Raw genomic sequence first — 16,237 nt, 5'->3', positions numbered from 1 at the left:
TTTTCAGGCCACCTTTATCATTTCTTTCACACGATACTTCAAATATAACCAACGGCATAAAAGACTATGTCTAATTCGCCTCATTACTCTTTTAATGAAAGTAAGATTAGAGATACTCAACTAAACAATTTGCTGCTCATGTTCTTTGTTTGATTCCGTCTCTTTCGACAAGAAACTCGCTACGATCTCTCTCAGTTTGCCTTGGTTAACCGGTTTAGGTAAAAACTCATCCATGCCTACATCGAAGCACAAATGCTTGTCTCGCTGCACGACGTTGGCCGTCAGCGCAATGATTGGAATATGCTTTGCAGCCCCTTCTTCGAGCGCTCGGATCTGCTTGGTCGCTTCGAAGCCATCGAGAACCGGCATCTGACAATCCATAAAAATCATCTCGTATTCGTTGGCTTTGAATTTCTCGACACCAATTTCACCGTTGTCGGCAATATCAACCTCAAAGCCAAGCTTCTTGAGCATCATCTTGGCGACTTGTTGGTTTACTCGCGAGTCTTCAACAACTAAAACTGTACCACTAAATTCTCCGGCAACTGCGACAGGTTTTGACTCTGCTTGAATTGGAGCTTGTTTATCGGCTGGTGTGGCGTTTACAGAGACAATGGGAGCATCTTTAACAACCGCTGCAGGTTTACTTAACGGCACAGGTTCATTGTCTTTAAACGCAACCTCTCCTCTGTTCGGATAGGTAAAGACTGAAGTATCAGCCGCTCTCGCGAGTACCTCACTGATGGTCCATTTAAGCTGATTATCTTGGTAAGGACGCGCAATGTAGGCAACAAAACCGACTTGTTTAGCACGAGCTTCATCTTGCTTTCTAGGGTCAGCAGAGATCATCACTAACTTGGGACACTCGCTACCAAAGCGTTCAACTAAGCTTCTCGCCAGTTGAAAGCCATCAACGGACGGCATTACTTTGTCTATCAGAACGAGAGCATAAGGTGATGACTTAGCCACAGACTCTGAAACCAACTCTAACGCTTGGTTTGCCGTTTCACAGCACTCAGACTTAACGCCAAAGGATTGAAGCTGTGTAGACGTTATACGCATGTTCAGCTGGCTATCATCCACAAGCAGAACCGAAACCTTATTGAAATCGATATTGCTTTCATCGGCTTCTAAACACGGGTCAAAGTCAGCCGTAAAATAGAAGGTACTGCCTTTACCTTCAACACTGGTGAGTTCAAGCTTGCTGCCCATCAATGTCACTATCTTCTCGCATATTGTTAGACCAAGCCCTGTGCCTCCATAAATACGTGTGGTACTGCCGTCGGCTTGTTGAAACTTATCGAACACCGATTTCTGTTTGTCTTCTGCAATACCGATACCGCTGTCGACAACCTCGAACCTCACTCTGAGTTTTTGCTCAGGCTCAACCACCTCTTCCAAACGAAGCGAGAGCGTGACGTGGCCATGCTCGGTAAATTTAATCGCGTTGCCTACTAAGTTATTTAGGACTTGTCTTAGTTGAGTACCGTCGCCAATCACCATGGTTGGGATCTTAGGGTCGATCGCTAATTGGAATCGAAGCCCTTTCTGTTCGGCTTTCACTCGAAAGGTTGATTCAACGTCGGCCGCAATGCCCATCATTTTCATCGGCTCTTGCTGAAGCTCTAGTCGCCCCGCTTCGATCTTCGAGTAATCGAGAATGTCGTTGATTAAGTCGAGCAACGTAAGCGAAGAGGTGTTGAGCATGTTGATGTACTCTTTTTGCTCTTTCGGCATATCCATTTCAGAGAGCAAAGACGACAACCCGATAATCCCATTCATTGGTGTACGGATTTCGTGACTCATATTGGCAAGGAATTCACTTTTATTGCGGTTGGCCACCTCAGCAACATCTTTAGCTTTTTCCAGCTCTTGATATTGTTGACGAATACGTTCTACCGATCGGTTATAGCTACTCTCTAGAGTCGATATCTCATCTTTGTAAGTAGAGTGAGTTGGCGTTATAAAGCGCGGTTTGTTGTCTTCGACCTGTTGTTGGTTGATTTGGGAAGACATAGTCATCAAACGTTTTACGACAAGACGATAGACGATGGTTAAACATACGAGAGACAACAAGAAGATTTTAACGGCTTCGAAGGCGAGCAACAATAACACTCGTTCTTCAAAGTCATCTAGGATCATGCTCAAGTCTGATTGCACCGTGAGCGTCGCCAACGGGAAGTCTGTGCCGCCCATCTGGTGCACCATTTCCCAAGACTGAGAATAAGATTGGCCTTCGGTCTTTTGACCTAACTCTAGAATTTTTTCATCGGGACATTCGATAAGAAGGTAACTGACCGAAGGGAGGCGAGAGATGCCTTCGGCTTGCACAAACAATTGCTCTCGATCTTCAACCCACAAACTTGCCGTTAAACCAGAAAGGTAGCCAGCCTTGACCTGCTCGATCTGAGAGCTGATAAAAGAAACTCGACTTTGGTACTCTACATACAACCCGAGACCTGTCACTATAACTGTGAATAAGGTACTGATCGCTATTATCATCCCGATCAACTGTCGGGAGAGTCCAACGTAGCGTTTTCCTTTTGTCAACATACACAAATTACCATTATTGTTATCCTAGCAAACTACAATTACTCAACTAGTATAATAGTAGTCATTCATCAAATAACTAGGGAAGGTTATGAAAAAACATCTTATCGTTGCATCCATAGTCAGTTTGTTTTCAAGCAGTTATGCTTCTGCAAACGAACCTCTTCACTACTACATTATTGCGAGCCAAGCGCAACCTTTTCAAATCGAAACTGACGGGTCATCTCACAGAGGAATTGTTTCAGATATTGTGGAAGCCGTGTTTGATGACAGCCAATATGAGATCAACTACCACACCTACCCTTTTAATCGAATGATCGACAAGCTCGATGCGAGAGAGAATCCAAACTGGGTTACCTATGGCAGCCCTAGTTGGGGGAATATTCAATCTGCGAACCTATCTGAAGACCCGATTTACAATGTAAAACACGTATTACTCAGCAGCGGTAAAAAGCCATTTGAGTTCAATACAATCGATGATCTCGATGGGAAAGCCGTAGTATTGCTGAAAGGATTTGAGTATCCGAACTTGGAACCTTATATCCAACAGGGCAAGCTCAACGAGATTCGAGTAAAAGATTACACTGCTGCGTTTCGTGTCCTGAACCGAGCACCTGGCGACACCGTGTTTGTGGAAATGGAATCACGAATCAAATACAACCTAAACGAACAAAAACTGAGTATTGATGATTACCAGATGCAAGAGTTTGGTTCTGTCATCAATAACTACCCTATCCATTTGGCGTTTGACCCTGAGATGGATCCTAAACTGCAAAGCTTCATCAACCAACGCCTAGACCAAATGAAAGACGATGGACAGCTTGACGACATCGTACAGAGTTACTTATAGCACCAGCGTAACTTAGAACTTAGCAACGGATAGCTTAGTCACGTACGTTAACTCTCGTTGATGCCTGACTCTCTAAAACCGAAAAGGCCGCCCTGCTTCATACTAGATAGCAGGGCGGCCTTTTAAATGCGTCTAAGGAGTAATGATAAGCATGCCGCTATCTGAATCGACGAATCAGTGCGAAGCAATTAAATGCAGTTGCTGAGTGCGAAGCTGGTGACGCACTGCCATCAGAATCTTACCCAAATGGTTCTCGCCGGTTCCATCGCCGCCATCGCCCCAGAAGTGGTCTTTGTGCGAATGTTCTTTGATCATCGAATCTCCGGTATTGGTAAGAAACAGCGCAAACTGTGGATTCTGTCTGAACTTCTCCGTCACAATAAACTGCATCACTTCAACACGAATGTCATACCAATCTTCGCGAACTTGGTCTTCGTAGTCACGACTTAAAGAGAACGCTTCAGCAGGTGTACTGGCTTCCAAAATGGTATTACGTAGCGCTTCGGAGGCAAACTTCATCGCTTGATAATAATGTTCGCTGGTTGCCCAAACTTGATCACCCACCTTGATAGGACAAGCGGCAAAATTTGACAGGTATCCGTTCGGATCTTCGGGTTCGTAAAACAGCACTTCTTTAGCTTGAGCCACAGAATTAGAAATAGCCTTCTCCTTACCAACGACATCGCATATTTTTGCTTTAACTTTAAAATTAGTGGCGTTGAATATGACTGTCAAACAACTTAGCTCAAGAGTATGCCATGTGCGTGTTTTTCATCTGAAAAGCGTAATATCAAAAGGGTTAGGCTAAACAGAACAGTGAACCAAAGAATCAAGGAGTTGATTAAATCTGGATAGGAAACATGAAAAAACACTTATAAATCAAAGGGTGGCGTTGTGCCACCCTTCTAAATGCAATGGGGATTATTAGTGAATAAGACCTAGCTCCCTCGCTTCTTCCAGACTCAAACCGCTTTCTCTAATTTCTCTTAGAGTCTCGATACGACGACGAGCTTCAGCAGACTTCATTTTCTTTTCTGGTTTGAAAGATACTTCTTCTTCTTCAGCATCCCACTTGTTTGCAATATTTGTCATTTCATCATGGTTGATAGAATTAATGGACATGTTTTCCTCCGAAAAGCACCATGTAATGGACAGGTAATCTGTAGCAAATGCTTTTTCGCTTGTTAAGAAATTCTGTACTGAAGTGTGATGATTCCGACGCTTCACAAAGCTAATTAATAAATGCCTCATTTAAACTTTGCCAAAGCCATTTTCTGCAATTATATTTAAAAGATTCCCCATAAGAAATGTGGTTTGATCCAACTCTCATTTTCCCCTCTTTCAATGCAATCAAATCCGTTAGCTTTCACATAGGCTAAGGCGAGATTTTCGGCTTAGCCGGAGAATCAGGCTGCGGGAAAAGCACCTGCGCACGATTGATGACCAAGGTTTACCCTGCGACAGAGGTAGAGATACTGTTCAAAGGCAGAGACATCTCTACGCTGAAAAGCCGTAAAGATATCTTGGATTATCGCAGCCGTGTGCAAATGGTGTTTCAAGACCCCTTTGGTTCACTTAATCCCACTCACACCATTGAGCACCATTTAACGCGCCCACTTAAGATCCATAAACAGGTAGCCACTAAACAGGCTCTCACAGAACGCCTCAAAGAGTTATTAACGCTGGTGGAGTTACCCATCGAAACGCTCGCCAAATACCCGCACGAGCTCAGTGGAGGCCAAAGACAGAGGGTTAACCTAGCGAGAGCACTGGCCGTTGGCGCTGAGGTTATTCTTGCTGACGAACCCACCTCGATGTTGGACGTTTCGATTCGACTTGGCGTGTTGAACCTGATTCAAAAAATGAAGCAAGAGTTGGGGATTGGCTTTTTGTACATAACCCACGATCTTGCCACAGCACATTACATCGCAGAAGAGACAGCGGTTATGTACAAAGGACAGATCGTCGAATGGGGATCAACCCAGTCGATCTTAACCAATCCACGACACCCGTACACTAAGTTGTTGATCTCTGCCGTACCAAATCCCGATCTGCCATTTGGCGAACTCGTCAAAAATGAGCCAAACTATTCAATAGACGCTGATCGTATTCGAGAGCAGAGCAGTGAAATACAGCATGAAATCAAACAAGTTTCTGATAATCACTTTGTAAAACAGTGGGATAACGTTGCATGAATGAACTAGACACTTGGTTAGAGCGGATCGGAGATTGGTACAAAGACCGAAAGCATGATCAAGTGGACCGGTTAGAACCTTTGATCTTAACGCCTCCAGATGCGCTCTGGGGGCCATTGATCACGGATGAGCAGAGCAAAGGCATCGCATGTTGGCTAGACGGATGCCTGAGAATCTTTACTTTCTATCGCCACCTCGCGGATTCATCGAATCCGGAGTTGGCTTCGCAGGAGGCCAACAGCTCAAGCCATCAAGATAAAGCCTACCAATACCTAATGTTTGCCTACAGTAAGCTGCAAGCGGTGTCATGTGACCCAAAATCAGAAGCAGGATTGCAAGAGTGGTGTACACAGCGGCTACAACACTTGTGTGTATTGGCTTTGGAGTTTACGAACCAACAGCAAGAACCACGTTGGAAAGCAGAGTCTGAAAAATTGATCGAGTCGCATGTACGCTTTATGGCAACCCATCCCCGAAACGATGATCAAGGAATTATTCAACGCCATCTCCACTGATCAAGCCCTTCTCGATCAAGTATCAAATCAGAATCTCACCAGAGCTAGATCCGTAGAAAGCATGATCGAGCCTTGATCATGCTTCGGCGTTTAACTCTGTAAGCTATTGAATTTTAATGATTGACTGAATTTTAGGCAAAAAAAAGCGAGCCCCTTGGGAACTCGCAAAAATCTATTCAGTATGATGTAACAAAATATGAGCCAATCTATTAATCACAAGAAAGGACAAAGGTTGTCTATTCAGGATAAATAATAATCAACTAGATGCGCTACTTTGTCATCACTTTGTCAGCGTTAGGTGCGATTTTAATCAGCACCTAATGTGTTCAAAACTATTCATTCAGCGACGGTAAAACAGGCTTATCGCGATAGGATAATGACTAGTGGCCAATCGCCATTTCATCGAGCGCAAGGAACACGTTTTCGTCTAAATGACCTTCATGAACTTGTTTACACACTTTACGACGCACCGCTAAACCAGAGATCAAACGTTCAATGGACAGATGTCGATTGCTGGTGCTATCTCGGTCGTTATATAGCTCAATCAAGCGACTCAGTGTTTCGTATGGGATAACGTCCTCCCCTACTCTCAACCAATCAAGCTTCTCAATGAGCTCTGAGCACTCTTCTTTGATTGAGGCATGTGAGTGCCCTGTCATAGCAGATAAAGCCGTTATGCTGCGTTCTAGAGCCTCTGCAGAGGTATATTTAGAGAGAGTAATCATGATCTCGTCAGCGTTGATCTCAACAGAGTGTTTACGCTGCTTAACTCGACGTCCCAATTTACCTCTTGGCGACGGTGCTTTACGCTGAATTGGCTCAAACTCACCGTCGATAATCTCAGACAGCTCTTCCAGTTTCTGCTTAGACACCATTTCGTTACGAAGTGGGTTCGGCAGCGTTGGTGCCATATTACGCTTACCTGCGTTAGTGGTACGCGCTCTTGAGTAACGTAATACTTCTTCCACATTACATTTGATATCTACCTGATAATCGGTCGTTTTCCCTTTTTCGATCAACGCGGTGATCGTCAAGTGATAACCCCAAAGATTAACCAGGAAGGTATCTTCTTGATCCCCGACTTCACCCAGCTTTCTGAGCTCGCGGATCAGATCCATCGAGAAACGACGCCAATCGATGTTACGCGCCAATTTCTGGTTGAGCTCACTGAGCAACATGCTATCTGAATGGCGACGTGCCATGCGGCTTCTAAAGTACGAATACACTTGGAAAACCAAGGTATGTTGCTTCAGGATTTCTGGCGGAAATAGGAAGAAATAGTCACGCGTCAGCAGCTCTTCGTAGAACGAAGGCTCCCAAACCAGGATGTATAGGTTCGGTTTAATGCGAATTTCGCCGTCAGAGCCTTCTGTAGGCGCTTCTTCCGATGCGGTAATGGTTCTAGCTAAGAATCGGAAACGATCACTCTTAAAGCCTTCTGGCATGTTCTCACTAAGCCAACGGCCTGTAAGCTCGTGCAGTTGGAAATCCGTGAATTCGATACGATCAATACTGTCGCGGATAGAATCACGTGCAGGGCCGCTGTCTTTCTTGCCACGTAAAGACAAAATATCAGTGATGTAGAGTGGTGTTTTGTTTGGCGTGTGTTTCGCGTCTAGATGGTAATCATCTTGGTGATGATCATGATATTGAACGGTGAGAGTGAATAACGCGAATAGCGTCATCAGATCGTCAACGGTCATGATATTTTTAGAAGATCGTGTCTCGATCACAGCGCGAGTGCCAGAGATCGAAACCATGGATTTCTGGTAGCTTTTACGAGTTCTAGGTGGCGCTAACGCTTGATCAATAATCCCCGCCCAATTGGTTGGCGAAACAATGAATTGATCCGCTTCATCTTTCATCGTTGGTGGGGTATTCAACCCATGTTCATTCAGTAAGCGCTTGTTTACTTTGGTTTGAGCTAGGGCTTTAGAGCGCTTTTGCTTTTCATTTTGCTTCACGCTTTCTGTCACTAAGCTGGTGGCACCCAGCACCGATATCAATTGGTTTGGGTTCACAAAGCGATGCAACATGGTTTTACCAGCAAGGCCTTCTTCAAAGCGAACGGGGATTTGTTTGAACAATCCGATATTAACTGCAGCTCTCAGCCTTTGCTGTAAGGCTGCGCGAGTGACTTGACCATCGGTTGATTCAATAATCTCAGTGGTGGAAACGTACCCGTCTTTACTGCTAAACCCACGAAGTGAAATTAGGTTAAGAAGCTCAACTATGCTTTTGGTGACACCTTTGAAGTGTTGATATTGTTCTATCCATTCAACGGCTGTTTCAGATACCTCAAATAAATGACCATCTTTGTGGCTTCGTGCCTTAATTAACAATTTCTCTTCTGGTTTCATTTTTGATCCGTATCACACTAACCGTAATTTCACTATAGTTCCTGAATGATAAAGAAAGAATGATCATAAATAAAGAGAATTTATTGGCTTTTAAATAACTGATCTTTTTGATTAATATGATCTTAAATGATTAAGTGATCTAATGATCTGGACGTAACTTTGCTTATAAGTGTCTGAATTTAAAGCATTAAAATAAATCGCCTTGGAAAGCATGATCATAAAGGCTCCGAAACTATGATCATTAAACTTAAGAAAGCATGATCACAGAACATCAGAACGATGATCATTAAGTCATTGTAAGCATGATCATTATTGGTTCGAAAGCATGATCATTATACTTATACAGCTTATCCACAGATCGGAATTCAACATCGGTTTCTAAGTCGCTTTTGACTTGTCTAAGTGGACACTTGTGGTGGCCAATCTATCGGAACAATGATCAAGAGAGCATACTTTTTTATCGTTCCTACCCTATTGAGTGCAAAATTTAGTCTGTATCCGCTGGAAATGGATTGCTTTGATGTATTTAGAGCGGGTGGGTCTTAACTAGGAAGCATGATCATGAAATTGTCATGTTTGTGTATTCTTGGTCTGTGTCGATTGAATTTTCAATCATTGAGCCCTTATAGGCGTTGAATCCCCATTCCAAAAGCATTTGTCCGTAACTTAGTTCATAAATTACATGCTTCCGGAACTATGTTTACTTGATCATTTTTCCGGAGGTTGATCATTTTCAATGTGCAGTTGCTCGGATCAATATTGCTCAGTTTACGCCTTGATCATGCTTCATAATTTGGCGTTATCAATTATCTTACACTGGATGTGCTCCATGATCATTCTTCCGGTTAGGTTCCAATCCTCTGTTGTTTTTTGACACCCCATCTTCTCTTCTGTTTTGAATTTTTTGGTCATTGAGTGTTTTTTGATTTTTATTGGATTGAAAATCTATAAATTCGAATGCAAATCACACCAACCGTAATCTACGGTTGTATTTCAATCGTTCCGAAGGTTTTTCGTTGAAATTCCATTTACATTGTAAATAAGTGATGCTGTAACATTTAAAATGTAGACTAGAAATAGCATGGTTATACATGATAGAAACAGTCATTTTTGTGTTTGTCTAAGGCGATGTTTCATCAAATTGTAAAAACGCGGTCTATTTTATGTGATTTTACTCATAAATGTATGTTCATGTTTTTGTTGTGTTTGTTGTTAATCGCTGTACAATTTGTACTTGGTTAATCATTACGGAAACTGGCAATGAAAAGAGAACAAACGATTGATAAGCTCTATCAGCTAGCCGAACAAACTCAACAAGTTCAGGCTGACCGAATTGAGATTATTTTGGAAGAGCGAAGTGATGAACATTTCCCTCCAATGTCTAAAGCTATGATGGAGACTCGTTCTGGTTTAACGCGTCGTAAGCTCGATGAAGCGATCACTAAACTTGAAGCTGATGGCCATCAGTTCACAAAGAACAACGCTAATCATTACTCGATTTCATTGACAGAAGCTCACATGTTGATGGACGCGGCAGAAGTGCCGAAGTTCCATGAACGTAAGCAGCACGCTGACAACAAGCCATGGATTATCAACGTACAAAACCAGAAGGGTGGTACGGGTAAATCAATGACAGCAGTTCACTTAGCCGCTTGTTTGTCTCTGAATTTGGATAAGCGCTACCGTATCTGTCTGATTGACTTGGACCCACAGGGCTCTTTGCGTCTGTTCCTAAATCCACAAATTAGTGGGGCAGAGCACGACAGCATCTATTCTGCCGTCGATATCATGTTGGACAATGTGCCTGAAGGCCAAGATGTCGATCTAGAGTTTCTTCGTAAGAACGTACTATTGCCAACTCAGTATCCAAACCTGAAGACAATTTCTGCTTTCCCAGAAGATGCGATGTTTAACGCTGAAGCGTGGCAAAGCCTTTCACAAGATCAGTCACTTGATATTGTTCGTCTGTTAAAAGAGAAGCTTATCGACAAAATCGCCGATGATTTCGATGTGATTATGATTGATACCGGCCCGCACGTTGACCCTCTAGTATGGAATGCAATGTACGCGTCGAACGCACTTCTGATTCCATGTGCAGCTAAGCGTTTGGATTGGGCTTCAACGGTTAACTTCTTCCAGCACTTACCAACGGTTTACGAAATGTTCCCGGATGACTGGAAAGGGCTCGAATTTGTTCGTCTAATGCCAACCATGTTTGAAGACGACAACAAGAAACAGGTGTCAGTTCTGACTGAAATGAACTACCTGTTGAATGACCAAGTAATGATGGCAACCATTCCAAGAAGCCGTGCTTTTGAAACCTGTGCCGACACTTACAGCACGGTTTTCGATCTAACGGTGAGCGACTTTGAGGGCGGTAAGAAAACTCTAGCTGTTGCTCAAGACGCAGTACAAAAAAGTGCTCTAGAATTAGAGCGCGTATTACATAGCAACTGGCCTTCACTTAATCAGGGATAACAACAATGGCAATTAAAACATCTGACTTAAATGCAAAGCTATTTGGTAAAGCAAACAAACGTCGCGTAGCAACACCACAAGAAGCGCAAACAGCGGCAAAAGAGCAGGCTCAAGTGATTGAGCTTTCTGTTGCTGGCGAAGATTTGGTTTCATTTGAATTGGTTCGAATTCCTGCGGCTGAAGTGGCTACTCGAACGGTTGTTTTTGAAGAGAACGCTCGTGAGCAATCTTTCTTAAACGAGCACGCGCTTTCTGATGTTCTTACAACATTGAAAGAACGTGGTCAGCAATACCCAGCGGTTGGTCGTAAGAACAAAGACGGTAAGATTGAAGTTCTTGATGGTAGCCGTCGTCGTATGTCATGTATTTTGGCTGACAAAGAGTTCCTAATCTATGTTGCTGAAAACATTAACGGCGAACACGCTAAGTTCCTATCAGACGTAGCTAACGCTCATAAACCGCTTTCTCTTTACGAGAAGGGCAAAGAGATGCAAGCGAAGCTGGATAAAGGCGAAGCTGAAGATCAGAAAGCACTGGCTAAAATGTTCCAGTGCAGTGAAGCTTTAGTGAGTGGTGCATTGAAAGCAGCTGCTCTACCACTTGAATTGCTACAAGCTTACCCAAATGTGAGCGACCTTGGTCGTCCAACTATTGTTAAACTGCACAAGCAGTTTGGTGGATTGACGAGTGAACAGCAGCAAACACTGCTGACTAAGTGTGATGCTTCTGAAGGTTTTGTATGGCAGCGTAGCGAAGCTCAAGGCGTAACTCGTCTAACCAAAGACGTGACCGAAACATTGGAAGGTTGGATTCTTGAATTGGCGCCAGCGCCAGCGAAGAAAGCTTCTCCAAAAGTTGAGCTTATTAAGGGCCGCGTATCATACAGCCGCAAGGGTTCAAACTTGGCGTTGAACCTTAAGAAAGTTGATGACGCAACAATGGAAGAAATCCTCGCCTTCGTACAATCGAAGCTCGACTAAGTCGACGACTTTTCATTACTCCTCTAAAGCCGCTTTATGCGGCTTTTTATTTGGCTGTGATAAACTGTGTTTAGATGAATCTGGACGCTAACTATGACAAACCCAACCAACACTTTTCTACATACACTTTCTAATATTGCTCAGCATAACGATCACCGTTACGGCGTGGTCTTTGATGGCGATTTTGATTGGCAAAACTCTGCTGTTTTTACCTTCCTTCAAGATTCAAACACTCCGAGCATCTTCCAGGTTGGCGGTACGCCATTTGAAGGTGTGATTCATGCTCCAGTAAAAAAAGGCCAACAACTGCTTGGTCGTGAGTGCCAAGTTCTTGTTTGTGATTTTAGAGAGCAGTTCGATGCGAATGGTTTTAGTGCCGCGTTGGGTTCGTTAGTTGGTGGTGGGTTGTTGTTGGTGTTGCCGCCAAAAGTTAATGCCTCTGAAGATAGTGAAAGCTTTGGCCAACGTTGGTTAAAACGTCATTTCGATAAACTGATTTCTGTTTCACAACACAATGAAGCCGGCGATGTAGTTCAAGCAACTCACGCTCTTCCTCAGATGCAAAGCGCCCAAAACGGATTGGATAAATTTGAACAGCAAAACACGGCTGTTGAATTAGTCAAAAAAGTGGTGTCTGGACATCGTAAACGTCCTTTGATTCTCACTGCGGATAGAGGGCGTGGTAAAAGCTCGACATTGGGTATTGCCGCAGCGCAGCTGTTAGTTGAGCGTCACGGTTTTAATATTATTGTTACTGCACCTTCAGTGAAAGCGGTAGAGCCGGTATTTTCTCATGCTGGCCAAGGGTTGGAATCTTGCGAAGTGGTAAACGCTACTCACATTCGTCATCAAGGTGGCAGTTTAAGATTCGTCGCAACAGATGAATTACTTAAATCTAAGCCTGATTGCGATCTGTTATTGGTTGACGAAGCAGCTGCAATTCCAATTCCGATGCTTAAATCCATGGTCGACATCTATCACCGTATGGTCTTTTCAACCACGGTACATGGTTACGAAGGCAGTGGGCGAGGGTTCGGTATTAAGTTTGAGTCTTGGCTTTCTGAGCATCGTCCGGGGTGGAAAGGCTTTAAGCTCGAACAACCGATTCGTTGGAATAACAAAGATCCGCTAGAGGATTGGTTGTTTGATTGCTTTCTACTTGGTAATGACGCATCAGTCACTGAATCGGCGGTTGATGAACTCGATGGCTTTTCTGCTGACGCAATCAAAAAATTAAACTTAGTCGAGTTATCAAAAGCAGAATGCTTGGCTAATCCTGAGCAGCTACAACAATGTTTTTCTCTTCTTGTGGATGCGCACTATCAGACCTCGCCTAATGACTTAATGCAGTTTCTCAACAATCCAGCAATCCGTTTATACGCCGCTTGGCAGCAAGGTGAATGTTTAGGTTGTATGTTGGTGACGGAAGAGGGTGGTTTGGACAGCGAGTTGATTACTCAAATTCAACTTGGAAAACGCAGGCCTCAAGGTCACCTTGCTCCAGTATTACTGGCAAACCAACTTGGCTGTACTCATGCGGCGAGCAGTCGTTGCCTTCGAGTGATGCGCATTGCCGTTTCAGCGCGTCATCAAGGTTTGGGTATTGGCCGTTGGATGTTGGCTCAGTTATCACAGCAAACCAGCCAAGCAGATTATCTGGCGACAAGCTTTGGCGCGACCAGCGAATTGATTTCTTTTTGGCGGCGTAGTGAATTTGAAGCTGTGCACATCGGCCACCAGCGAGATCAGGCAAGTGGCTGTCACTCGGTTCTGATGGTTAAGGCGCTTAACTCAAACTCTCAAGGCTGGATAAACCAAGTTCAAAATCATTTCGAGCGTATCTACTGTTTTCTTGTTTCAGGTTCTTTGGTTTCACTTGAAACCGATATGGTGCGAGATCTGCTGCCAAAGAGTGTCCAAACCGTTAGCGAGTTTGAAACTCAGTTAGTTAGAAATTACGTGAACGGTGGCAACAGTTATGATGCGATCAGCTTCAGCGTACTGAACTTGATTCTACTCAGTAACGATCGAAACGTAGGTATTTCTGACTTACTCATCGCAAAGGTTGTTCAGCAGAAAGAGTGGGAGGCTTGTGTCGAACAGTTTAATCTGGTTGGTCGTAAACAAGCAGAGATTCAGTTTCGTAAAGATGTCGATGCTCTGTTAGCAAATTTACAGTGTAAATAGGCTAGCCATCATTTAAATAGACTGACCGCTACAAATTAGATTTACAGTGTAAATTAGAATCTTGGATTTACACTGTAAACTGAAGCTCCATATTGAAATCCGTTTTTACCCTGACTATCTGTTACATCACTTCTGTTTCATCTCTCCATGACAGCCTTTAATCTTCTAAAGCTATTCGCCTTTACTATCTTGCACCAATATCGAATCGACATTCAATCACACGAAATATTCTGAAAAAATCTTCCTATGTATTTGTAAAGGCGAAGCAGATCATAAAATGTGTAAGTCTTATTTATGAGTCATGTTTGCAGAATCGAAAGTAAGTGATGTGACGCTGATTATTCTAATAATGTGATACTCAGCGCAGAATGAATTATATAGACTGAATAACAACTGAGTCATTAGGGATACTCAATTCGAATGTGGGATAACATCGTTACATTGTCGGAAGACAAGCAACAAGTAATGGCATGTCTGCCAACCGGGATTGTGGTTGACGCAAGCTTTGATAACAAGACGCTGCCACCAACCTTGGAAGCTTTGAATGCATCAAACTATTTTCTTTTCGAAGAAGAGGTGTTGCGTTTCGTTACTCTTGCTAAAGAAGGTAAGGGTGAAGCTTATGAAGGAATCTTGATTGCTGAAGTTCGAAATGCCACTGTTGCGGTCGAACTGTCTGATGATGAGATGTTGGCGAGTCTCGTGGTCACTGGTCCCTACAATGGACACCCACTGCGTGGTAGCGACATCATTCAGTGCTTATCTCTAGCTCAAATAACAAAAGGAATAAATAAGTTAGCGCTCAGAAAAGTTCTGATGATGAGTAGCAAACTTAAGCCCGGGGAAAAGTTTACTCAGCCCGTCGCTAAAGGGACACAACCAGTAAAAGGTAAGGATGCTAAGTTTGCCGCTTTGGTTGAAGATATTACTCGCCAAGTCTTGAAGCCTCGCAGCAAAGACGAAGGCAAGATTGATATGCGAGACTTGGGACAAACCATTACCGTTGGTCAAAATGATCACTTAATGAAACGTACCCCCGCTACCAAAGGTATCGCTGGCTTTACCGTTCAAGGCCGAATTATCCCACCGCTTCCTGGGCAAGACAGTTTAATCAAGCCAGGAAAGGGCACCTACATCTCCCCTGAAGATCCCAATTTACTACTCGCCTCACACCCTGGATTGCCCATCATTAAAGATCGAACCATCGAAGTGGATGACGCCTTATGTGTCAGCAACGTCGATGTCTCAACTGGGCATGTTAAATTTAAAGGTAATGTCTTCGTCTCTGGCAACATCGAGCCGGGGATGATCGTCAAGGCGACCGGAAGTGTTACGGTTGGTGGCTTTATCGAATCGGCCGAAGTTCAAGCCCAGGGGGATATCAAAGTCGCCAAAGGCATTATCGGCCATACGACTAAAGAGGGGGAGCCAAAAAGTTGTAAGGTATTCAGTAAAGGCTCTATCACAGCAAGCTACGCACAGAATGCTGAGCTACAAACGGCCAACGACCTTAGACTTGGTGTGCACAGTATGAGTAATGACATTCGCTGTGGTAACAACCTTATCGTGATGGACAGCTTGAAAAAACACGGCACGCTAAGCGGTGGTGAAGCCAAAGTTGGCGGAAAAGTAGAATGTGTCTTCTTAGGTGTTGAGGGAGACACCGCAACTAAGGTACATGGTTTTGCGCGCTACGATGGTTACCGCCAAAAGATAGCTGAGCTGAAGGAAACTTATAAATACACTCAAGAGCAAACCATGGGTGTGATTCGCCAAGAGTTAGAATTTAAGAAGCGCCCGAAAGCAGAGAGAAGCGAAGAGCAAGCCCTAGAAATAGAGCAGCAACGTGAGAAGAATAACCTCGCAATTGAAAACACAAAGTCGCAGCTAGATACACTCGAAGCGGAGTTTGCAACCAACCTTGCTGAATGCACTGTAGAGGTACACGAAAAAGTGTATACCCGAGTGACGATTCAATTTGGTGATGAGACAGTCACAACCAAGCGAACCCATGGTGGAAGTGTTTTCTCATTCAACCAATACGAGATCCAATGTTCATTCAAGATGGAGCAAGAGGATATTGCTTTGTAGACTTTTGTGCTGAACACAAAGTTACGTATGG

10 protein-coding genes and 1 pseudogene are annotated in these 16,237 nt (G+C 43.7%); 7 read left to right on the top strand and 4 right to left on the bottom strand.

Annotation, left to right across the window (positions count from 1 at the left end; translation table 11 throughout):
* Positions 1–120: 120 nt before the first annotated feature.
* The gene (locus AB4307_RS01730) at positions 121–2,553 is read right to left on the bottom strand and encodes a response regulator (protein WP_372130922.1); all 2,433 of its coding nucleotides are present in this window, start codon (positions 2,551–2,553) and stop codon (positions 121–123) included.
* Positions 2,554–2,641: 88 nt separating this feature from the next.
* Here AB4307_RS01730 and AB4307_RS01725 point away from each other — a divergent pair, with 88 nt between their 5' ends.
* Positions 2,642–3,400 carry a substrate-binding periplasmic protein gene (locus tag AB4307_RS01725; protein WP_017061220.1) on the top strand — a complete coding sequence of 253 codons (759 nt, stop codon included), beginning with the start codon at positions 2,642–2,644 and terminating at the stop codon, positions 3,398–3,400.
* 174 nt (positions 3,401–3,574) lie between these two features.
* Here the strand turns inward: AB4307_RS01725 and ybiA are convergent, their stop codons facing one another.
* On the bottom strand, positions 3,575–4,135 hold the full coding sequence (gene ybiA, locus AB4307_RS01720) for a riboflavin biosynthesis intermediates N-glycosidase (protein ID WP_372130920.1): 561 nt from the start codon (positions 4,133–4,135) through the stop codon (positions 3,575–3,577).
* Between the two features lie 189 nt (positions 4,136–4,324).
* Positions 4,325–4,522: a hypothetical protein gene (locus AB4307_RS01715; protein ID WP_017070170.1), complete on the bottom strand. Its 198-nt coding sequence runs from the start codon at positions 4,520–4,522 to the stop codon at positions 4,325–4,327.
* Between the two features lie 185 nt (positions 4,523–4,707).
* Between AB4307_RS01715 and AB4307_RS01710 the strand changes: the two are divergent.
* Positions 4,708–5,595, top strand: a pseudogene (locus tag AB4307_RS01710) (ABC transporter ATP-binding protein).
* A complete protein-coding gene (locus AB4307_RS01705; RefSeq protein WP_229647584.1) occupies positions 5,592–6,110 on the top strand; it encodes a transcriptional regulator in 519 nt (172 codons plus the stop codon). Before AB4307_RS01710 ends, AB4307_RS01705 begins: the two are co-directional and overlap by 4 nt.
* Positions 6,111–6,490: 380 nt before the next feature.
* Here AB4307_RS01705 and AB4307_RS01700 read toward each other — a convergent pair whose 3' ends face one another.
* Positions 6,491–8,470 (bottom strand): replication initiator protein RctB domain-containing protein, encoded by a 1,980-nt coding sequence (locus tag AB4307_RS01700; protein ID WP_017061215.1) that lies wholly within the window; start codon positions 8,468–8,470, stop codon positions 6,491–6,493.
* 1,260 nt (positions 8,471–9,730) lie between these two features.
* Between AB4307_RS01700 and AB4307_RS01695 the strand changes: the two genes are divergently transcribed.
* The 4 genes from AB4307_RS01695 (at position 9,731) to AB4307_RS01680 (ending at position 16,206) form a co-directional block, all read left to right on the top strand.
* On the top strand, positions 9,731–10,948 hold the full coding sequence (locus AB4307_RS01695; RefSeq protein WP_017061213.1) for a ParA family protein: 1,218 nt from the start codon (positions 9,731–9,733) through the stop codon (positions 10,946–10,948).
* 5 nt (positions 10,949–10,953) lie between these two features.
* A complete protein-coding gene (locus AB4307_RS01690) occupies positions 10,954–11,928 on the top strand; it encodes a ParB/RepB/Spo0J family partition protein (protein WP_017061212.1) in 975 nt (324 codons plus the stop codon).
* Between the two features lie 93 nt (positions 11,929–12,021).
* Complete coding sequence (locus AB4307_RS01685; protein WP_372102663.1) at positions 12,022–14,115, top strand: tRNA(Met) cytidine acetyltransferase TmcA domain-containing protein; 2,094 nt, start codon at positions 12,022–12,024, stop codon at positions 14,113–14,115.
* A 420-nt stretch (positions 14,116–14,535) separates the two neighbouring features.
* Entirely contained in the window at positions 14,536–16,206 is a 1,671-nt protein-coding gene (locus AB4307_RS01680; RefSeq protein ID WP_372099543.1) for a flagellar assembly protein A, read from the top strand.
* Positions 16,207–16,237 lie beyond the last annotated feature (31 nt).

Source organism: Vibrio sp. 10N.261.52.C2, assembly GCF_041471425.1.
Lineage (GTDB): Bacteria > Pseudomonadota > Gammaproteobacteria > Enterobacterales > Vibrionaceae > Vibrio > Vibrio crassostreae_C.
The sequence above is the reverse complement of the archived record's forward strand: the minus strand, read 5'-3'. Positions and strand labels throughout refer to the sequence as shown.